General features: G+C 46.5%; 16 protein-coding genes and 1 pseudogene. 10 read left to right on the forward strand and 7 right to left on the reverse strand.

Annotated elements, in window-relative coordinates; translation table 11 throughout:
- Nucleotides 1-10 precede the first annotated feature (10 nt).
- The 7 genes from ACQE3Z_RS00365 to ACQE3Z_RS00395 all read right to left on the reverse strand — a co-directional run bounded on the left by ACQE3Z_RS00365 (nucleotide 11) and on the right by ACQE3Z_RS00395 (nucleotide 5,160).
- Nucleotides 11-430 (reverse strand): antirestriction protein, encoded by a 420-nt coding sequence (locus tag ACQE3Z_RS00365; protein ID WP_426971578.1) that lies wholly within the window; start codon nucleotides 428-430, stop codon nucleotides 11-13.
- Nucleotides 431-555: 125 nt separating this feature from the next.
- Nucleotides 556-999: an IrmA family protein gene (locus ACQE3Z_RS00370; RefSeq protein WP_426971579.1), complete on the reverse strand. Its 444-nt coding sequence runs from the start codon at nucleotides 997-999 to the stop codon at nucleotides 556-558.
- Between the two features lie 52 nt (nucleotides 1,000-1,051).
- Nucleotides 1,052-1,681: a hypothetical protein gene (locus ACQE3Z_RS00375; RefSeq protein WP_426971580.1), complete on the reverse strand. Its 630-nt coding sequence runs from the start codon at nucleotides 1,679-1,681 to the stop codon at nucleotides 1,052-1,054.
- Nucleotides 1,682-1,705: 24 nt separating this feature from the next.
- Nucleotides 1,706-2,395, reverse strand: coding sequence for a transcriptional regulator (locus tag ACQE3Z_RS00380; RefSeq protein WP_426971581.1), 690 nt, complete (start codon nucleotides 2,393-2,395; stop codon nucleotides 1,706-1,708).
- A 259-nt stretch (nucleotides 2,396-2,654) separates the two neighbouring features.
- Nucleotides 2,655-3,524: a GTPase family protein gene (locus ACQE3Z_RS00385; protein WP_426971582.1), complete on the reverse strand. Its 870-nt coding sequence runs from the start codon at nucleotides 3,522-3,524 to the stop codon at nucleotides 2,655-2,657.
- 803 nt (nucleotides 3,525-4,327) lie between these two features.
- Entirely contained in the window at nucleotides 4,328-4,846 is a 519-nt protein-coding gene (locus ACQE3Z_RS00390) for a hypothetical protein (protein ID WP_426971584.1), read from the reverse strand.
- On the reverse strand, nucleotides 4,846-5,160 hold the full coding sequence (locus ACQE3Z_RS00395) for a hypothetical protein (RefSeq protein WP_426971585.1): 315 nt from the start codon (nucleotides 5,158-5,160) through the stop codon (nucleotides 4,846-4,848). The genes ACQE3Z_RS00390 and ACQE3Z_RS00395 overlap by 1 nt, the downstream gene beginning before the upstream one ends.
- A gap of 296 nt (nucleotides 5,161-5,456) precedes the next feature.
- Here ACQE3Z_RS00395 and ACQE3Z_RS00400 point away from each other — a divergent pair.
- The 10 genes and pseudogenes from ACQE3Z_RS00400 to ACQE3Z_RS00445 all read left to right on the forward strand — a co-directional run.
- Nucleotides 5,457-6,032, forward strand: a pseudogene (locus ACQE3Z_RS00400) (transposase); the annotation flags it as partial.
- Between the two features lie 363 nt (nucleotides 6,033-6,395).
- Nucleotides 6,396-9,194 (forward strand): DEAD/DEAH box helicase family protein, encoded by a 2,799-nt coding sequence (locus ACQE3Z_RS00405; RefSeq protein ID WP_426971586.1) that lies wholly within the window; start codon nucleotides 6,396-6,398, stop codon nucleotides 9,192-9,194.
- Between the two features lie 14 nt (nucleotides 9,195-9,208).
- Nucleotides 9,209-10,873 carry a type I restriction-modification system subunit M gene (locus ACQE3Z_RS00410; protein ID WP_426971587.1) on the forward strand — a complete coding sequence of 555 codons (1,665 nt, stop codon included), beginning with the start codon at nucleotides 9,209-9,211 and terminating at the stop codon, nucleotides 10,871-10,873.
- Nucleotides 10,870-12,480 carry a restriction endonuclease subunit S gene (locus ACQE3Z_RS00415; protein WP_426971588.1) on the forward strand — a complete coding sequence of 537 codons (1,611 nt, stop codon included), beginning with the start codon at nucleotides 10,870-10,872 and terminating at the stop codon, nucleotides 12,478-12,480. The genes ACQE3Z_RS00410 and ACQE3Z_RS00415 overlap by 4 nt, the downstream gene beginning before the upstream one ends.
- Nucleotides 12,477-14,261: a restriction system-associated AAA family ATPase gene (locus tag ACQE3Z_RS00420; protein WP_426971590.1), complete on the forward strand. Its 1,785-nt coding sequence runs from the start codon at nucleotides 12,477-12,479 to the stop codon at nucleotides 14,259-14,261. The genes ACQE3Z_RS00415 and ACQE3Z_RS00420 overlap by 4 nt, the downstream gene beginning before the upstream one ends.
- Nucleotides 14,262-14,266: 5 nt before the next feature.
- Nucleotides 14,267-15,352: a hypothetical protein gene (locus ACQE3Z_RS00425; RefSeq protein ID WP_426973021.1), complete on the forward strand. Its 1,086-nt coding sequence runs from the start codon at nucleotides 14,267-14,269 to the stop codon at nucleotides 15,350-15,352.
- A gap of 739 nt (nucleotides 15,353-16,091) precedes the next feature.
- Entirely contained in the window at nucleotides 16,092-16,331 is a 240-nt protein-coding gene (locus ACQE3Z_RS00430; RefSeq protein ID WP_039277793.1) for a hypothetical protein, read from the forward strand.
- Between the two features lie 51 nt (nucleotides 16,332-16,382).
- Nucleotides 16,383-16,673: a helix-turn-helix domain-containing protein gene (locus tag ACQE3Z_RS00435; RefSeq protein WP_426971591.1), complete on the forward strand. Its 291-nt coding sequence runs from the start codon at nucleotides 16,383-16,385 to the stop codon at nucleotides 16,671-16,673.
- On the forward strand, nucleotides 16,654-17,625 hold the full coding sequence (locus tag ACQE3Z_RS00440) for a reverse transcriptase family protein (RefSeq protein WP_426971592.1): 972 nt from the start codon (nucleotides 16,654-16,656) through the stop codon (nucleotides 17,623-17,625). Before ACQE3Z_RS00435 ends, ACQE3Z_RS00440 begins: the two co-directional genes overlap by 20 nt.
- Before the next feature lie 41 nt (nucleotides 17,626-17,666).
- A complete protein-coding gene (locus ACQE3Z_RS00445; RefSeq protein WP_426971593.1) occupies nucleotides 17,667-21,518 on the forward strand; it encodes a hypothetical protein in 3,852 nt (1,283 codons plus the stop codon).
- The last annotated feature ends 15 nt before the right edge of the window (nucleotides 21,519-21,533 follow it).

Genomic DNA, 21,533 nt, shown 5'->3' on the forward strand with positions numbered 1-21,533 from the left:
TCCTCCGGCATCAGTCGATGATGTGCATGATGGCACTGCTTTCAGGATGGCTCAGCGCAAATTCACGCAGGCGATAGTAGTGTTCACTCATGGCGGAGCTGCCGGTTCTGCAGGCGTGGTGGCTCCAGTCCAGCAAGCAGACACTGATGCCTGCGGTTTCACTGCTCATCTCCGCGCTGTTGCCATTCAGCTTGTTGAACACGGCCCACTTGTCTTCGCTGTCAGGTGCGATGAAGGCACCGCCGTTGCTGAGCGTGTAATAATTCCAGTATTCACCGCGGTAAGCTTCACACAGGCGATCCATCCAGGCAAAAGCGCGAGGCTCCAGCAGCATCCACTGGGGGATTTTGCCGAAGTGCTTCGGCCAGAAGTTAAGGCGCTGCCTGTCGGGTACGGGTGATGCGGTGACTGGTGTTGTGGTGTGATCCATGTTGATTCCGTATGAGTAGTTTGAAAACAAAAAGGCCATGCTTCCCGGAGGAGGCATGGCCTGACATGTTTTAAGTGAGTGATAGCTGAGGTGTGGCAGATGCCCGTCTCAGCCAGCCGCGACGATTAATTCACGGCAACTGATACTGACAATGGTTGGTAATACTGCGGATCGAAGATGGACAGTGGCAGATCAGTCTGATGGCCTGCATGTAGTGCAGTTACCTTCAAAATTTCAACGGCACTGACACCTTCAACACATTCATGCTCCAGAAAAGCGTCCTGTGAGCGTGTTGCGTCACTTTCTCCAAAGGGAGCGACTTCCATGACGCCTTGCGCGAGCGTTTTGCCAGCTTTGTCTTTCAAATGCAGTGACACATTCAGTTGGCCGAAACTTGTCCCACTTCCGCCGTTATCGAGGCGAAACTGATAAACGCAAATATTGCCGGGAGTCCAGACTGTATCGGTGTTACGGATACTGATATAGCGTTTTTCGTCGGCCTGTGCGGGTTGCAAATAGCACCACGTTAAACCAGCGATGAAAGGTAGGGCTTTAAGAAATCGGTTCAAAAATGGTGCTCCTGATTTTGGTAAGGATCGCTTTGGTATTGCGGGAAGTCTCTCAGCAGTTGCCCGTACGACGGCATAATTCCTTCAGACTTTGTTGTGCTACCCATTGCTGTAACTTCCGATCTTCTTCCGAACGTTTAGCTGCCAGAGCAGCCTGCTGCTGCTTGTTCACACAATTATCCGGCATGACCATAACGACTTTCGGGGTCATCTGCTGTCGGATCTTTTTTGCTTTAGCATCGACATCATCAACTGGCGGGTAGCTGAGAAGGTCATCAATCGCTTTTTGTCTTGCTGAAGATTGATTGTCGATAATAGCGAAATAGCATCCTTCACCTTTGTCTTCTCCCTGATAGACCGTTTCAATGTCATTGTAGGTTTCACCTACAGGCTCCACTTTCAATTGGCGAATCGTGTGCGTCTTTTTATCGGCAAGAAAAAGCGCACCGCCACCACGGACACGTAACAGAAACTGTTTTGTCCACGGATAATTATCAATCACACTGGCCTGATAGAGCATATTGTGCAGTGTGTTGTCATCCATGCCATCGGCTGATTTCCAGCCTTCAGCCTGCATGTATTGCCAGGCTTTGACTGTACCGACAATATTCCCAGCTTCAGCGGTAAAAACAGCCCCAAGGCAAATGCTGGCGACCAGCGCTGTAGTAGTAAGCAGTTTCATAGTGATTATTCCTTTTGAGGTATCTCATCCCACCGCTGGTGCGACAAGAAGTGAATGGAAAAAGCGAAAATGAGGTAATGCCCGGAGAAATTCCGGGCATGAAAGTACGCTGGATAGCTCTCTTTTCGGTGTAAACATCTCTGAATGGCATGTGACGGAATGGATGATGTGCAGCGGGAAAACGGTTATTTTCCCGAGGTGCTCCCCTACCAGGAACCAGTCACCGGCACTGAAAATTAGCCGGTAAGGTGCAAGACCGTCACAACGACATCCGTCTGCCAGTAAGGTAATAAGGCGTTGTTCAGTCGCTGCTCTGACGAGGCGAGTAAAAATGCCCGGACGCGTTGGTGAAGCTGGCGATTCCTGATGCCAGACAAGACACGGCGGCGAGCCCTGGCGATTAAGAAGTGAGCTGACCAGATGGCTGTCCATATCCGGAAACAGAGCGCCAATACCTGACTGGCGGGCAAATTGCATCGCAGCCTCTTCCCTGAGTTCATGTCGCCCTCCCGTCAACAGGCGGCAGCAGCCGTTCTGATATTCGAGATCGAGGTAAATCAACCGTTCGCGAAAATCACGCTGCAGCGTGCGTTCCGAAACACCAAACTCTACCGCAAGCATGCGTACATTCAGCGTTTCACCAGCGATCAAGCGGCCGATAATCAGCGACAGCCGAACAGACAAGCGATCATAACGACGCTCAGCCTGAGACATTTATGATCTCCATGACAGGTAAGTGATTAATAAAGATGGTGTTACTGTAATGTGCGCTGTGGACAGGTTATGTCGGTGGCGCGTGGCTACGTGGTTAATGCGGATCGATAAGCTGGATGCTAAGTGGGGAGGGGTACAAGTTTACAGCTGGCATTATCATCTTCTGATGCCGACAGGTTGTGTCGTTGATGCTGGAATTGTCTGTAAACCAATGGATAAACGAAATAATTCACCATCAAAATGATGATGTTTCATTTAGTCAGAAGAATATCCAGTCCCAGACAGCACGCGCCATTGACACGACGGCATTCCGGACACTATTAATTACGGCTTTAAATGACTGAGGTAGAGTCGTTGTCGCTGAGTCAAACACTGCACCTGTCGCACGACCGAAATCTTCACGCGCCTGCTTTTTTACGGATTCACTGCACAACCTCTCGTGCAGTTGCGTTGCCAGAGGACTGGTCGCTCGATCCGGAAGACAACGCATCATGGTTTCGACCAGAAGCGGGAGGTTCCATTCCGTTCTGGCAGAGATGCTGCACACTGGGTTAAAGGGTGAGAACAGGTGGTGGATGGATTCCTTTTTGGCATCAATATTGGCTGACTGATTAGGCGATGGTGTGTTGCTGGTGGCGTCCCATTCATGGCTGGGTTCAATTTTATCGGCCTGATTGATGACAAACAGCACTCTGTGTTGGTAGTCAGCCATAACTCGCTGATAAAAACGCTCATCAGTAGAGAGCGCGCGATCATCCGCTTTGATAACCCACAGGATCAGATCCAGCTCAGGAAGAATATTGCGGTACAAAGCTTCGTACTCCTCATCGCGCATTTCACTCTCGCCGACGCCAGGCAAATCGACCAGTAACAGGCTGTGTTCGCCGCTGTAAAGTCGAAAATGCAGCGCCTCTCGGGTACATGCAGTGACATCGCTTACTGGAGTAACGTTACCAGCAAATAGCGCGTTACAGAGACTGCTTTTACCCGATCCCGTTTTCCCCATGATGCCAATCACAGGTTCGTATCTGGTAAGTGTGTGAAAGTGGTCGAGGATAAGATTTCGAACAGTGTCAGGAAGGGAAGCCAGCGGCTTCTCGATGGCTTGAAGGCCGTCAGATTTAGTCATACAGAGATCTCAGCGTGAAAATAAAAACTCCGCGATCCGGTAAGGATGCGGGGGCTCGCTAAGATGATATCTATCTGAGATTACTTAGAATATCTGATAGGAAAGAACTGTAATGGTATAACGAAAAACGCTCATACATTCGCAATAGTTTCCTGATACTCAGTGATGTGAGGAGTGGCGAATAGAGGCTTAAGAGATATAGTGGTTTTGTTATCCACTACACTTTTTTAATCTACATTGCAGGAAGAGGTGGCTTGCTCCCCGTTAAATCAAGCAATTTAGCACTTTCCAGTTGGGAAGGCTTGGATTATGCTGATGCTTGTAAGCTATTGATTATATCGAATATTAACGTGGATTTAGTTGGTCACTTTTATCGAAAGGGTATTGGTCGGCCTATCAGCAGCTTCAGAATGATTATCCAATCATGTTTTACTTAGCGAATTAGATGATGATGTTTTAGTTGTCTGGCAAGCAATATCTATTAATAAGAATATGTTGCATGGTTGCTTAAAGCCATAATTAATTTGATGTTAAAATTTAAAATAAAAAAACAATTATTAACAGTAATCCACAAGCTGTCAACTAACAAGTTTTCAAGTAGTTATAAATAATCGTACATAAAGAGGCTAGTTAATGGCTGCAGGGCGGAGTCAATAAATCCCGAAAGTGTTGATCTTGGTCCAACGTCTCGTTGGTATCCTGAAAGCCTAGCTAAAACTCTTCAAATATCTGAAGTTAACAATTTTTTTTAATCGAGGTGAAAACATTATAAATAAACCTTCAAGATAAGGATGGGGAGCTTCTTAATTTTCAGGATCATTCAATTGTTTATTTACCTTGGTCAGTGCTGAAAAGTTAAAGTCTTTATTATTAATAGTTTCTTTGTAGGCTACATTTGAGCATAGCTTTTTCAGTCTGGCCGCATATGTTTTTGAAAATCGCGCTCTATCTAATTTACCATCAAGATAACGTTGGCACGCGATTTCGTAGGCATTCAGCACGCTATCAGTATAGAACCCCCGAAGACTCGCCTTACCTTTAGTTAATTCATACTCCTTACCATCATTTTTTTTATCAAGTTGGAAAGCATCATGTTCATCAACAATAGAAGCGTTAAATTCAGCAAAGTCTTTTTCCGCTTTAGCTATCATTTCAAATGTTTTTATTTCTGAATCTCCAAGAGAATTGAGGTCTCGTTTTCCCGTTTTGAAAGCGCTAAATCCTGCGATAGCTGCGGACGCTAAAGCAACAACTACGCCACAAGAATACAGCCCATCTCGAAGAGTCCACACGACTACTTCAGTAGTTGCTTGATCAGCCATTATTTTTTCGTCTTAAGTGCTGCAACTGTGTCCGCTAATGAATCGCCGTGATCGAACGAAATATCAACAGCACCCTTTTCTATAGATTCGCTGAGAGATTCAAGTCCCTCGATACCGAAGCTTTCAAATGAATAGCTGAAAAGGCGTTTTACGAGTTCTTCTGCTTGTGCTTTAGTCAGCGTTCCATGTTGAACTTTGTTCTCTATATCACGGAGGATGCTGACCAGCACAGATTGGGAGCTACTACTACCAGCAGCAAGCGCTAAGCGTGCGCGATATTGAGCCAGAAGTGCATTGATTTCTACTGCATTCATTTTGGCGATTTCTCTAATATGATCAATTAACTTGCGGATTAATATAATCAAAATATGCACATGCGTCTATGATGAAGGTCAGGAATTTCTGATTAAATACTGCACTGATATTGAGGGGTAGCAGCAGAAGTGCGGCAGACAGGCTGGTAGTACATTAGGAAAAAAATGGTGCCGCGTCTGAACGCGCTGAACCAGTGGGCTACGCAGAGGTACTAAGCCCGGTGACCTGCTCCCCGTTTAAACAGGTCACTTCACCAGTAAGACATAGTCATAGAACTATGTTTAAGGAGTGTCCTGTGCAAAGAATCGAAGTGATCACTGGCGAGCAAAAGCGCCGTCGTTATACTCCCGAAGAGAAAGCCCGTTCTGTTGCGCTGGCCATGCAGCCCGGCTACACCGTTTCACTCGTTGCCTGGCAATATGGCATCACACCCAGTCTTCTTTTTAAGTGGAAAAGACTCATCAATGATGTAGGGAAATCTATGTTCGCCGTTGGCGATGAGGTGATCAGCGTCTCCGAAGTCAAAGCGCTGGAGAAAAAAGTTAAACAACTTGAGTAGATGTTGGGGCGCAAAACGATGGAAGCCGAAATCCTTAGGTACGCGCTTGAGATAGCACAGGCAAAAAAGTCGATATCGCGCATACCATTGCTGCCACCGTACGATAACGGCAGTGGCTACATAGAGGACGCAACAAGAACGTTCGCCGCCCCACTCGGGTTCATCATGTGTACGACGCCAGTGCGCAGACCTGAGAGCAATGTGATGGCAGAATCGTCCGTTAAAACGTTCAAGCGTGGCTACGTGTATATGAATGACCTGCCGGATGCGGTGACCGTAATGGAAGAACTGACGGAATGGATGGAAGACTATAGGGCAGGATCGTCTACCGGGGCGGGGTCAGTCCAATTATAAATTAACCGTGTCCATTTTAGCTGGGGCAACTCCAACTATAACTTTGTGGAAAAACTGTAAGAGCAAGATTGTATCTAGGGTGTGTTAAGCTTTTTATGAATCAGACATCGTTCTTCAGCAGGGCATAATGTTAAGATGGGGACTACTCAATTAAAGCGGCATATCACCTTGCAGGTTGAATTTTAAACATCTCGTTGCTATCTCGTAATTAATTGAATTAAAAGTTTATTTTTAAATTGCTTCGTCAATTGAAAAAAATTACTTAAAAAGCGTTCGCCCCCAATGCTGCTTGGATGAGCTTGTCATGGAGATGTGAGAGATATGCAAAGTTCTGAGAAAGAAACTCGGATTGCTGTTATCGATAGTCAATTGTGCATTGCTGGGTGGGATGTACAAGATCCAACCAAAGTTGTGCAAGAATTTGATATCCTCACGAATCAATCAGAAGGTGTAGCTGAACCTGACCAGGAGTATGGTGGGCACCAGTACAGTGACTATGTGCTCTTAGGGAAAGATGGCAAACCACTTGCTGTAGTCGAAGCTAAGCGCACTAGTAAAGATGCAGCTCTGGGCCGTGAGCAAGCGAAGCAGTATTGCTACAACATCCAGAAGCAACTGGGTGGTGAGCTACCCTTCTGCTTTTACACCAATGGGCACGAACTTTATTTCTGGGATCTAGAAAACGCACCACCGCGTCAGGTCTTAGGTTTCCCCACGCGAGACGATTTGGAACGCTTTGCATACATCCGTCGCAATCGAAAGCCGTTGACGCAGGAATTCATTAACACCTCAATTGCTGGTCGTGACTACCAGATCCGTGCTATTCGTTCGGTGCTCGAAGGTATTGAACAAAAAAGGCGTGACTTTCTTCTGGTGATGGCCACTGGCACAGGCAAAACGCGCACTTGCATTGCCATGGTTGATGCTTTGATGCGTGGCGGACATGCTGAAAGGGTACTATTTCTCGTGGATCGCATCGCTTTGCGCGAGCAAGCATTGGCTGCTTTCAAAGAGCACTTGCCGAATGAACCGCGCTGGCCAAATGTGGGGGAAAAGCTGATTGCTACGGACCGCCGCATATACGTCGCGACCTACCCGACAATGCTCAATATCATCCGGGATGATGTACAGCACCTGTCGCCGCACTTCTTCGATTTCATCGTCGTTGATGAGAGCCATCGCTCGATCTATAACACATTCGGCGAAGTACTCGATTATTTTAAAGCCATCACTCTGGGGCTGACTGCCACGCCAACTGATATTATCGACCACAATACCTTCCGGCTATTTCACTGCGAAGACGGTATTCCCACGTTCGCTTATACCTATGAAGAGGCTGTAAACCACGTGCCGCCTTATCTCTGCAATTTTCAGGTTATGAAGATTCAGACCAAATTCCAGATGGAAGGTATCAGCAAACGCACTATTTCGTTGGAAGACCAGAAAAAGCTGATCTTGCAAGGCAAGGATGTCGAAGACATCAACTTTGAAGGTACCCAGCTTGAAAAGCAGGTGATTAATAAGGGTACCAATACCCTGATCGTCCGCGAGTTCATGGAAGAGGCAATTAAAGATGCCAACGGAGTTCTGCCCGGTAAGACTATCTTTTTTTGCGCCACCAAGGCCCACGCCCGGCGTATGGAAGATATTTTCGATAAGCTCTATCCGCAATACCACGGAGAACTGGCTAAGGTGCTAGTATCGGAAGACCCACGTGTCTATGGCAAGGGTGGCCTTCTCGACCAGTTCACTAACAATGATATGCCGCGCATTGCCATCAGCGTGGATATGCTAGACACCGGTATTGATGTACGTGAAATTGTCAACCTTGTGTTCGCCAAGCCAGTCTATTCCTACACCAAGTTCTGGCAGATGGTAGGGCGCGGCACGCGCCTGCTGGAAACCAGCAAACCCAAGCCTTGGTGCCTTGAAAAGGATATGTTTCTGATCCTCGACTGCTGGGACAACTTCGAATACTTCAAGCTCAACCCAAAAGGCAAAGAACTCAAACAGCAATTGCCATTGCCAGTGCGTTTGTTCGGCCTGCGGCTTGACAAGATCGAGAAGGCTTATGACCGTGGTCATGCCGATATTGCCAGTCGTGAAATTGCCAAGGTTCGTGTGCAGATTGCAGCGTTGCCCAAAGAGTCGGTCGTAATCAAGGAGGCTGTAACAGCTCTGGCGCGGCTGGAGGATGACAACTTCTGGATTAATCTCAGCCACGACCGACTGGAATCCTTACGTGCTGAAATCAAACCTCTGTTCCGTACTGTTTCTGAGGTCGACTTCAAGGCCATGCGCTTTGAGCGCGACCTGCTCGAATTTTCGCTGGCTGTGCTCGATGAAAACAAAGAACAAGCCGAAACGCTCAAAGAAGGCATCGTCGAGCAGATCAGTGAATTACCGCTGTCAGTTAGCTTCGTACAACAAGAAGAGGCGCTGATCCGCACGGCACAAACTAATCATTACTGGGCCAAAGCCGATGAGGATGCGTTCGATGCTATAGTCGCCAGGCTCGGCCCTTTGATGAAGTTCCGTGAAAAATCCAGGGGCGAGGAGCAAACTCAGCTTGATTTGGCCGATGAGCTTTATAAGAAAGAATGGGTGGAATTCGGACCGCAGCACGAAGCCGTCAGCATTACCCGTTACCGTGAAATGGTCGAAACTTTGATTGCCGAGCTGACTGAGCACAATCCGGTGCTACAGAAAATCAAGAACGGTGATGCGGTTAGTAGTCAGGAAGCCAATGAACTGGCTGAACTGCTGCATGAAGAGCATCCGCACATTACTGAAGACCTACTGCGTCAAGTCTATAAGAACCGCAAGGCACGTTTCGTTCAGTTCATCCGCCATATCCTCGGCATCGAAGTGCTCAAAAGCTTTCCTGATGAGGTTAGTGCAGCCTTCGACCAGTTTATCCGTGTCCACACTACGCTCAGCAGCCGACAGATGGAGTTCCTTGAACTATTGAAGAACTTCATTGTTGATCGCGAAAGGGTGGAGAGGAAAGACTTAATTAACGCCCCCTTTACGGTCATCCATCCAAAAGGCATCCGCGGCGTGTTCAGCCCGGCTGAAATCCAAGAGATCTTACAGCTTACCGAACGGTTAGCTGCCTAAAAACAGGCTATACCATGTTACAGAACAACCCTGAACTAAAATCTAAAATCGACCTGCTTTGGAACAAATTCTGGAGCGGTGGCATCAGCAATCCGCTTACTGCCATAGAGCAAATTACCTACCTGCTGTTTATGAAACGACTTGATGAGTTGGATCAAAAACGGCAGGCCGATGCTGAGTGGACGAATGAAGAATACACCTCCAGGTTTGAAGGTACCTGGATTCCGCCCGAGGAGCGCAACTGGCCTGTGACGGAACAGCGTCCCATTGACAAACGTACGCTGCGTTGGAGCGAATTTAAGCGTATGCAGGCTGAGGAAATGCTGCAGCACGTACAGGGCAAGGTATTTCCCTTCCTAAAAGACCTGAACGGTGTGGAGTCCAATTTCACTCACCATATGAAAAACGCCGTGTTCATCATCCCCAAACCGGCGCTGTTGGTAGAGGCAGTTAAGACCATCGACGACATCTTTGCGGTGATGGAAAAGGACTCACAAGAGCATGGGCAGGCCTTCCAGGACATCCAGGGCGATGTTTATGAAATGCTGCTTTCGGAAATCGCTACCGCAGGCAAGAACGGTCAGTTCCGCACTCCTCGACACATCATCAAGATGATGGCCGAGCTGGTGCAGCCGCAACTGGGTCACCGCATTATCGATCCGGCCTGCGGCACTGGCGGATTTCTGCTGGGTGCCTATCAATATATTGTTACCCAGTTGGCTATCAACGCCGGTACGAGGAACCTTGTACCCGATGAAGATGGTTTTATCCGCACTTCAGTTGCCGCAACATTCGATGAAAAGCGCCAATTCGTCCTGCAAGAAAGCCTATACGGCTACGATATCGATGCCACCATGGTGCGCTTGGGGTTGATGAACCTGATGATGCACGGTATCGATGAGCCCAATATTGACTATCAGGACACTCTGAGCAAAAGCTACAACGAAGAATCCGCCTACGACATCGTGCTAGCCAACCCACCCTTTACCGGCAGCATCGACAAGGGCGATATCAACGAAGCTTTGCAACTGGCTACTACTAAGACCGAATTGTTGTTTGTCGAAAACATCTATCGATTGCTGAAAAAAGGCGGCACCGCCTGCGTGATCGTGCCGCAGGGCGTGCTGTTCGGCTCTGGTAAAGCCTTCAGGGATTTGCGCCAAACTCTAGTGGAGCGCTGCGATCTCAAAGCCGTCATCACCTTGCCTAGCGGCGTGTTCAAACCCTACGCCGGAGTCAGCACCGCCATTTTACTGTTCACTAAGGTTTGGGGAGCAAAAGACAAGATTACGAAACCTGCTACCGAACACATCTGGTTTTACGAAATGGCCGCTGATGGTTACTCGTTGGACGATAAGCGTAGTAAGCAGGAAGGTTATGGTGACCTACAAGACATCATCACTAAATACCACAATCGCAATGCGGGGGCCGACACCGACCGAACCGCTAAGTACTTTATGGTACCGTACAGCGAGATTGCGGATGAGAAGAATAACTTCGACCTCTCCCTTTCGCGCTATAAGGAAGATGTATTTAAAGAAGTGAACTACGACGCGCCGGGCGTAATTTTAGGTCGGCTGATTCAAGCAGAAGTAGGCAATGTGGATGAAACGGAACTAGCCAATGTTCAAAGCGGCATAGTGCGCGAGTTGTTGGAGCTGAAGGGGATTGTGGGATGAAAAGCCGTTTCCCGATAGTTGAACTCGGAAACTACATTCGACAGGTAAGCCAACGAAATAGGGCTGAAACCGATATCGAAGTGTTTTCTGTCACCAACTCAGAAGGGTTCACAAGATCATCTGATTACTTCAGCAAAGAAGTTTTCAGCAAGGACGTATCGAATTACAAAGTCGTCAATCCTGGGCAATTTTCTTACAATCCATCACGCATCAACGTTGGATCGATTAACTACCTTCGACATGACCGCTCAGTGCTCGTAAGCCCTCTGTATATCGTTTTCGAAGTACAAAAAGATATTTACGCTGACTATTTACTGCGCTATCTAAAAAGTGATTTTGGCAATGCTCAGATTCGGGCCAATACTGAGGGAGCTGTACGAGACTCCCTGAAGTTTAAGGGGCTGGAAAAAATTAAGCTTCCTCTACCGTCCCTTAACGACCAAATCCGCATTGCGCATCTGCTTGGCAAGGTTGAAGGATTGATTGCCCAGCGTAAACAGCACCTGCAACAACTCGACACTCTGCTTAACAGCATATTTCTGGAGATGTTTGGCGATCCTGTACGGAATGAGAAAGGTTGGCGTAAGCAGAAATTATCCGATTTGCTCGAAGATATTGAAAGCGGGAAAAGCCCAAAGTGCGAGGCAAGACAGGCCGATGTTGAAGAATGGGGAGTACTTAAACTTGGTGCCATCACTCGCTGTAGATTTGATGAAAAGGAAAACAAGGCTCTGCCGAAGGATATTGCTCCATCATTACGAGATGAAGTTAGAGCTGGTGATTTACTGTTTAGCCGGAAGAATACCTACGATCTTGTGGCCGCATGTGCTTATGTATTCAAAACCCGTCCAAAGCTTTTGATGCCAGATCTCATATTCCGCTTTTCATTCAAGCAGAATGCAGATGTAAACCCCATCTTCATGTGGCGATTGTTTGTTAATGATTCACAGCGTAAAGCGATCCAATCGTTAGCTGCGGGCGCTGCTGGTTCCATGCCTAATATTTCTAAGGGAAATCTGAAAACTGTTTCCCTTGCCCTCCCTCCTCTACATCTGCAAAACCAATTTTCCAGTATTGTATTGAAAATTGAAGCAATCAAATCCCGCTACCAGCAAAGCCTTACCGATTTGGAATGCCTCTTTAGTGCCCTGAGCCAAAATGCATTCAATGGTGAGTTGGATTTAACGCGAGTGCCCATGCCAAAACCATCCACTCAAGATGCTACCGCTGTTTTCCAGGAAGACCAAACCTCCATGTCCGCCACCGTTGTACCAACCCTGCCTGCCATTAATTTACCCGATACAGGTAATCTTCTAGCTGCATTGGAAAATTCTGAGGCTCGCAAGACGTTGATTACAGAATGGCTGGAAGCCTATCGTACTCAACTTGTTGACACACCATTTTCGTTACAACAGTTTATGGAGCTGGCGCAAAGTCGGCTGGCGGATCTCAATCCAGACAATGACTTAGTGATGGGGGCCAGCGACTACGAATATATGAAGACATGGGTGTTCGAAGCTTTGGCCGCTGGAACATTGAAACAGGTGTTTGACGATGCAGGCAATCGCATCGAACTCAAAGCCGCTCTTGAGCACAATCCCATATGAAACTACTACGTTTGAAGATCACTGACCCGGCAGGCTTTCGCAGCCTGCCCTGCGGTTTTGAGCACCATTTTCGCACCGAATGGAACTTGCAGGATGAACTCGCAAAAGCAGACCAGTTTGCCCCCTTCGTCTGCGCCGGACCGAATGGCAGCGGCAAATCCAATCTGCTTGAAGTCCTGGCTGCAATCTTCTTTCAGTTGGAAATTCTGCGTGTGCGCCGGAGTTTTCTTCCTGAAGCATTGCAAAATGGGACTTTGGATCTTTCACCCATTTCCTTTGAGCTAGACTATTTGATTCGAGTCCTTCCTGAATACCGTAGCTCTAACAGTTCCGAATGGGCAAAAGTGCATGTACGGAAAAATGCTGGTGAATCGGTGCGCTTTCTTTGGGAAAACCAAAGTGACTTTGGTACGGATATAAATGAAGCATTCACTAGTAGCCATATAGACATGCTGTTACCCCAGTACGTGCTTGGTTACTCTTCAGGCGAGAACGAAATCCTTAGTCTTCCTTTTTTTAAGATGCGTTTTGTACAATTTGACGAGTACTACAACGCACTTACCCAGCAACTTCCATATCCCGGTCACCCAGAAACCAGACTTGCATATCTTGATAACGGATTCAGCCAGGCTATCTTGCTGTGCAACCTGCTGTTTATCGATGAGGATAATTTGCGACCTTTCCGCGAGGATGTTGGAATTGAAGGGCTGCAGGAATTCCGTATTATCGTTCGTCGTAGTGTTGAACTGCGACCAGAACAACTTGCTGCTTTTGCTAGTGAAGATGAAAATCAATACCAATTACCTGAAGACATAGTCAATAGTAATCCCGCTCTACAATTCCATATCGATGAACAGGGGGGACTCCATTATCGTCTAAATATTCTCCACTTATTGGAAGGCGACGAAAGATCCTCATTAATGATTAATGCCTTACAGCGATGCGCTACCTTGAGTTATGTCGATGATGCTACTGATACGCTAATCTTAGATTACCGGGTTAATGAGGCAACTAAGCAAGCCTTCCGTGAAAACTTTGACGGTTCACCATTGGCTCTATTCCAGGCATTTCAGGTGTTGTTAGCCCTTAACCTTTATCTTGTAAGTGATACGCTTAAGTCGGATTTGTATACTTCAACCAGCCACTATGTTAGTGAAACAGTACCGACGCTAGCATCTGATGAGCGAATCATGCGCTTTAAACATTTCTATTTCAGGAAAATAGGGGTCGAGAAGCCGATGCTTCTCAAAGAGCTATCGGATGGCGAACACCAGTTATTGCATAGCCTTGGTTTGTGTGTGCTATTTCGTGACACTAACTGCCTGTTTCTGCTAGATGAGCCTGAAACCCACTTTAACCCAAATTGGCGAGCCAGTTTTATCACCCGCTTGCGTCAGTGCTTACCTGATCAAAAATATGTGGCGCAAGAAATGTTGATCACAACCCACACACCGTTTCTGATTTCAGATAGTAAGCCAGACAAGGTTTTGGTATTCAGCAAAGATGAAGCAACTGGTGTTGTCAGCATCAATCCCCCGGGCTACAACACACTGGGTGCTTCTATCAACAAGATCACGATGAACACTTTTGGCAAACGTGAAACTATTGGTGGCTATGCACAAACCCTGCTCGAAGATTTGCGAAGACGTTTTGAGGAGGGTGGAGAGGATCGGGAAGCTCTTATTACCGAAATTCAGCAGCAATTAGGTGACTCGGTAGAAAAACTATTGTTGATCAAAACAATTCTTGACCAAAATGCACAAGGTAGCGAGAAGGAGTAGAGTTGATGCTGTTTACTTACACTTATGTACCACATCAAATGGAGAGGATGCAGCGGTTTGTTAATTTCATTTTCTATCAAGTGTGGTGTAGGTCGAGGAAAGCAGGGGAATATGACTTGGCTCTATTTGATGCTAATCCGCCTCTAAAAGAGATAATGACCTCTTTTGCATATGGTGATACTGAGGCTGGTGATCGTTTTTCAAGTCAAGTTCAAGCTATTTATAAAAGTTTCTCCGAGCTCTCGCGAGAGCAAATAGCTCAGTTTAAACGGTGGTACCAAGGTAATAATAATCTGGAAAAGGTATGTGCCAATACGCCGAATACTCAACTAGCCCGTTACGCTGACATCGCGGTGAACCATAAAAAGCTGTCAGATCAACTCGGTACGTTTTTCAAAGGATTATACTCGCAGTCATTGCTGGATCTCGCTTCTTTGCGAGCCAAAATTGGTGATATTGATGATCATTACAAGAACTTCGTGCAAATTAATAAAGTTGGGAAATGCCCGTTTTGTGGTATCAGTGACTTACTTGGCGAATACCATACTAAACGCGAAGCTTACGACCATTATCTGCCTAAGGCATTGTATCCTTTTAACTCTATAAACTTTCGTAATCTCGTGCCTACCTGCCACTACTGCAATAGTAGCTATAAGACCAGTAAGAACCCTGTCTACATGCCACAAGACCCTGCAGGAGCTGTTCGTCGTCGCGCGGTTTTCTATCCATATAAATCTGTGACTCATTCCATCGAGTTACAAGTTACACTGCAAACTTCAGACATAGAAAACTTAGCACCTAACGATATCGCCCTGCAATTTGGTCCAGATACTATTGCCGAAGAAATCGATACATGGAAGGAAATTTACGGTATTGAAGAACGCTACAAAGCTAAATTCTGCGGGGGAAATGGTGGAAAGTACTGGCTAGTGCAAGTGCTTGACGAATGGAGAATGGATGGCCGAAATCCCTCTGATTTTCTGACAACTCTAGAGCGTCAGACTCGAAATCGTCCATACGCCGACTGCAACTTCTTAAGAAAACCTTTCCTTGATGCCTGTGAGGCTCGAGGTCTTTTGCAAGATTTGTAGTGCTTGTGACCGATTGAAAAACAACCAGCTGATCAGTATGGTGCCACGGGTGGCGAAAGCTCGCTACGTTCATCGCCGAGATACAAACCGAATACCAACTAATTTTTTGCCCCAGACTGACCATCCACAGAGCATTAACCACAATATTATTATTCGGCTCTGAGCATCTAGAAACAGCTTCTTCATCTACTGACTAATAACCAACCATTTCTCTGCCTCTACTTCATACAGTTCCACTTGGATGACATATATCCGATCGGTACGTTTGAGGCAGTTATTTTGATAGAATAGCACCTATTACACTTTCGTCAGTCCATAGCAAGTTCATCGAACTGACAGCAAACATTTCACTGTCAGTGAAATATTATTGCTTTTAGTCGTAGTGTATGGTCTACTCATCACAGGTCAGGCGTTTCGCCTGAGCTGTGTTCTTTAAAATGATTGTTCTCATCGTAACAGCGAAGGTCTAGCGTAATTGCCTGTTTATCAGGCCGCTCCTTCATCCGGTGTTGGAGATTTTGACGGGCAGACCAGCGTCATCGGTCAGTCTTAAGCACGTTCGTCATGATGGTGATTCGTAGCCAGTCGCGATATGCGGCTACCGGGCAACTGCACTATCGGAATAAACGGGGCTTCATCGTCGCGAAGACTGGTGTTGGGCTTGCGCATCGGGTTGGCTCCTTTCGGCCATCGCCTTGTTACGGGGCTTCGGCGTTTTGCCGATTCAAAGGAGAGCAATATGAAACACGATACTTTAAAGAACACCATCGCAACGCTTGAAAAGCTGCGCGATGCTCACTGCAGCCAACTCGATGCTGGCGCTCTGGCAGAGCTGGAGGATGTATTGCGTCAGTTACGCATTCATCGTGACAGCCCGGTAAAAAGCGGGTTCCGGTTTGACGATATTGTCTTCCGGGCTCTGCGTATTATTGACGTTGTAATTCGTCTGATCACAAACATTGATGATTGGATGAAATAATGCAACAGAGCCAAGACGCAGCAGGCCCAATATTTATTTGTGGGGTTAATTATGAATGTCGGACAGGCCATCAAGTTATGTCGGACCAGAAGAAAAATATCACAGACAGATTTAGCGCAAAAAGCTGAATGCTCTGTTTCCTATCTTTCCATGCTTGAAAACAACAAACGCGATCCAACGCTTTCAACTCTTACCAGCATTGCTTCTGCTCTCAACATTCCTGTTAGCATTATTTTCTTTATTGCAGCAGAGGCCGGTGATCTTCAAGGTATTGATAAGGGGCTTCAGGGAGAACTTGCACGCACTGCGTTGGAGCTGCTTAATGATTCACACTCTGTCTGACTCACCCTTCTATAGCAAACGACGCATCAGCAGTATGACAGCGCTATCAAAAGCGCTGAACATCTCTCCTATCGAACTACTTAATCTAGCCAATCGTGCGGACAATATGTACCGACTCGCCAGCACTATCACTAAGCCTGACGGAAGTTCGCGCCAGACTTGGGATGCATATGCACCTCTAAAAAAAGTACAACGCAATATCAGGCGCAATATTCTTGATTACGTTGTTTATCCAGCATATTTGACAGGTAGTCTGAAAGGTTGTGATTATAAAACTAATGCAACTTTACACGCGGGTTCTACGATTGTTATTAATGAAGATATCACGCGTTTTTTCCCGTCAACTTCAGACACAATAGTGCATAACATATGGCAACATTTCTTTGGCTTCGATAATGAAGTAGCTGAATGTTTGACCAAGCTGACGACCCGACAAGGGAAGCTACCTCAGGGGGCCATCACTAGTTCATTTCTGGCTAACCTGGCGTTTTGGAAAGATGAACCGGCACTGCAAGCCAGTTTTCAGGCAAGAGGAATAATTTATTCCCGCTACGTTGATGATATCGCCGTCTCGTCAGTAAACTTTCTTGATAAACCGGCTAAAACGAATGTGATAGCCTCGATTTATGGCATGCTTTCCAGGCACGGTTACCAGCCTAAACGAGCTAAACACGAAATCAGAACATCTGGGCAACGGATGGAAGTTACCAAGCTTTCGGTGAATTCAAAACCTGGTCTCTCTTCCGCTAAGCAAAGTCAGATACGATCGGCCGTCCATCATTTGGAGCAAGCCATTCTTAGGGGCGAAATTATCGAGTTCGATAAGGGCCTTTATGCACAAACATTGGGACTAGTTCATTTATTGGCCAGATTCCATCCTGGCAAAGCAAAAAAACTTAAACAGCGCTTGCTTGCTCTTAAGAGTGCGGGGCGCACGAATATGTATACATAGTGTAAGAACCAGGGAAAAAAATTTTTAACTAAGGTGAAGGCGTGGCAATCTTTGACATTGAAAAGGATGAATTACTTCGGCTCTCCGATACTCAGCTAGAAGAGCTGATAGCTCGGCTAGCAGAAGCTGAAGTGGCAATACATGGTCATAGCCCTGCATGTGTAAATTGGTCTGGCTCAATTACAGCCCCTGACGGAGGGATTGATATCCATGTTCAGGTTCCAGTTGATCAACTGAAACCAAGCTTTCTTGTAAGGCCTAATACGGTCTTTCAGGCAAAGAAACATAAAATGCCAAAGGCTACAATTACGAAGGAAATGAGCACCGGTAAAGCGCTTTCATCCATCATATCTGAACAAGCCAGAAAACAAGGCAGCTACATCATTGTCAGCCTGGGTGATGATTGCTCGCCCTCAGGAAAGGCGGATCGTCTCAAAGCGATGAGGGATGCAGTAAAAGATGATCCTAATAAAAGCAATCTTCATCTCGATTTCTACGACCGTTCCAAACTCATTCAATGGCTGCGCCAACATTCATCAGTCATGCTGTGGGTAAAAGGGAAGCTTGGGCAAGGGTATTACGGTTGGCAACCCTACGGAGCTTGGAGCAATCCACCCCAAGGTGTTACAGACACTTTAATCTCAGCCCCAGGAGTAACCATTACTTTACCGTCGGGAAAGGGGCAAAAATTTAAAATTGATGAAGCAATTAGCCCAATGCGTGCCCTTATTCGTTCGACGAATAAGGCGGTTCGTATTACAGGATTATCTGGTGTCGGGAAGACTCGGATCGTTCAGGCGCTCTTTGATGAAACTGTTGGAACAGATGCGCTTGACCGGACAGTAGCTATTTATGTTGATACTGGTTCTGAGCCAGTACCGTCGGCTACAGCAATGCTTGATAAGCTGATCGCTGAGGACCGACGAGCAATTATGATCCTTGATAATTGTCCATCAGAACTCCATGCTTCGCTTGCCAGTAAGGTATCAGCCACAGGAAAAGAAGTAAGCCTCATCACAATCGAGTACGACATTAGGGATGACAAACCACAGACAACTGAGGTCATCCATATTGAGACAGATGGTCCAGAGGTGGCAGAGCAACTTCTTATCCGTCGCTTCCCTTCTATTGGTCAGAATAATGCCCGTCGTATTGCTGAGTTTGCAGATGGGAATGCAAGAGTTGCTTTGGCTATAGCTGAGAGAGGGGAGGAAGGCGAGAGTTTGGCTCTACTTTCTGATGCGCAGTTGTTTAATCGCTTGTTTGAACAGCGTAATCATCCTGATGGTAATTTACGGGAACAAGCTGAAATATTGTCACTGGTGTATTCATTCTCGGTATCTAGTCCAGATGCTGCTACCGACGAACTGGAAATATTAGGGGCGCTCTTTGGGTATTCCAGAACCCAGTTATTTAAAGCCGTTACGAAGCTGATGGAACGTCATATCGTTCAGAAAAGATCTCACTGGAGAGCTATCTTACCTCATGCCATTGCTAACAGATTGGCAGCATCCGCACTCGACAGTATTCCCGTCGATCAACTTAGGGCGACTTTTGAAGCTCCGGGTTGTGAGCGTTTATTAATGTCTTTTTCACATCGCTTGGGGTTGTTGCATGACCATCCTGTTGCGAAAGAAATTGTAGAAGCCTGGCTTCAGCCTGAAGGGATGTTAGGAAGAATAGCCGAGTTAAATGATATTTCGTTACGAATACTTGGGTATATCGGACCGGTTGCACCTGAAGCATTGCTCAACAGAATTGAGGCCGTACTCTCATCATCTGATTTCAAAGGTATAGAACCGGGCTACAATCCGCAGCGACGTAGTATTCTGCGTCTTTTACAAATGATGGCATACGAACCGAACGCCTTTGAACGATGCGCTAGGCTTCTTATTCAAATGGCAGAGGACGAAGCCGATAATAATGACCTGGACTCTGCTCGAAACATGGTCCCAAGGTTTTTCCAGGCGTATCTGTCTGGTACTCATGCATCACTAAGCCAGCGTATTGCTTTAATGAACGAATGCATTCCATCAAACATTATTACGCGTAGATCTTTGGGCTTCAAGATGCTGTCAACCGCCCTGGATGGCCCACCGTGGTCAGGGTTTGGGGTTGGTGAGTTTGGAGCTCGACCAAGAGACTATGGATACGAACCCAACTATGATGAACTTGTCGAATGGCGCAGCGCCTTTATTGACGTCATTATCCATTTAGCGGCATCCGGAGCTCCTGAGCTTGAAAGGCCTGCAAGATCAATCCTAGCAGACAAATTCAGGGGAATTTGGTTTCAAGAAGCAATGCGACACAAACTCGTCGATGCTGCCCGTACATTAAATGCTTTAAGTCCTTGGGGGGAAGGTTGGAAAGCCGTTCGTTCAACGGTCTATTTTGACTATACCAAGCGTAGCGATGGAGATGATGTTGAGCAGTTGCCGGATAGTCTTGCTGCCTTAGAGAAGGAGTTGGAGCCCATTGCGTTAATTCCAACAATAAAGACATACGTGTTGAGTATAAATCATGATTATTGGGCACTGGATGCGGATTTTGATCATGAGGACTCCGATAAATATACCGCAGCCGGAAAACGACTTGAAGCTAAAGCACTTCAATTGGGACAGGACTTTGCCTTATCAAATCATGTGCTTGAGGAGTTAGGAGTAGATCTGTTCTCCATCGGTGGAATGCCTTATCGCGCTGTCTTTGGTCGAGGACTTGCTCGAGGGGCACATGATCTAAGTATTGGCTGGCAGCGACTAGTTGAACAAATTGAAAAACAGCCAGATGCTAACAAAGACTTTGGAGTTATTGGGGGATTCATCGAAGAAGTTGACTCTGTCGATCCATCATTAGCACAGAAGTTTCTCGACCAATGTGCGCAGCATCCTGAACTTCGACAGGTATTGGTTGGCTTGCATCCTTGGGGGAAATTTACAGTAAATGATCTGGATCGCTGCATGAAGCATTTGGACGATCCAGACATTCGCCCTTTCATGTATGAGTCGATTTTATGGCGAGAACAATACGCCAATTTGCCGAGAATTCGTCTTCTCGAGCTTGCTGAGCAACTCCTGAGTAAAGCAAGCGGAGATAATGTCATTTTGCATGCGCTCTCCATGAGACTGCATGGTAAAGACAAATCGGCAGATACGCTTGGCGCAGACTTTCGGTTGATTGGTCTTGCTGCTGCAATCCAGCGGATTAAAAACAGCGACAGAGGCCAAATAGGGACAATTGATTTTTACATGGAGCGAGTTATCGATGCCGCATTGCGTTTCGATGGTAATGAGGCAAAAAAAATTGAGTGGTTGGACGCAATTTTCAATGTCATTGATGAACACTATGGATATTTTTTGGGATTCGAGAAGACTATAGCAACAACTGTTGCGTTAATGCCTGAATCATTTCTCAATTGCATTTTTGAATGCACCGAGGAACAGCAGCAGGGAAGACAGTTCTTTATTCGTCGTGGCAGTTTACGCCGTTCTCCTCTTGCTGATGTAAGTACTAGCGTCTTGATTGAATGGTGCCGTGCCAGAAATGATCCCAGTGTTTGGGCTGCCATTGCGGCTGGTGTGACTCTCTGGTCAAAGAATGATGAACAGAATGTACTAACCCTACACGAAGCTGCTATAGAACTGTTAGAGGCCTCTCCTGAGCCATTAGCTGTGCTGGAGTCTTTTACTGAGCGAATCACTCCATCCTCTTGGACTGGTAGCCTGGCGAACATAATGCAAGCTAGATCAAGCGTCATCGGTGCGCTGAGTAAACACGAGCGTCCAGATATCGCCGAGGCTGCCAAAACAGTTTGTGAAAAAATGAGTCAGTGGGTCGAACGCCAAAAAGAACGTGAACAAAGGGAAGATAGTGAAAGGGAACAGCGGTTTGAATAAAGGCTAGAAGCCTAT

This window comes from Pantoea sp. FN0307 (genome assembly GCF_050113815.1).
Classification (GTDB): domain Bacteria; phylum Pseudomonadota; class Gammaproteobacteria; order Enterobacterales; family Enterobacteriaceae; genus Mixta; species Mixta alhagi.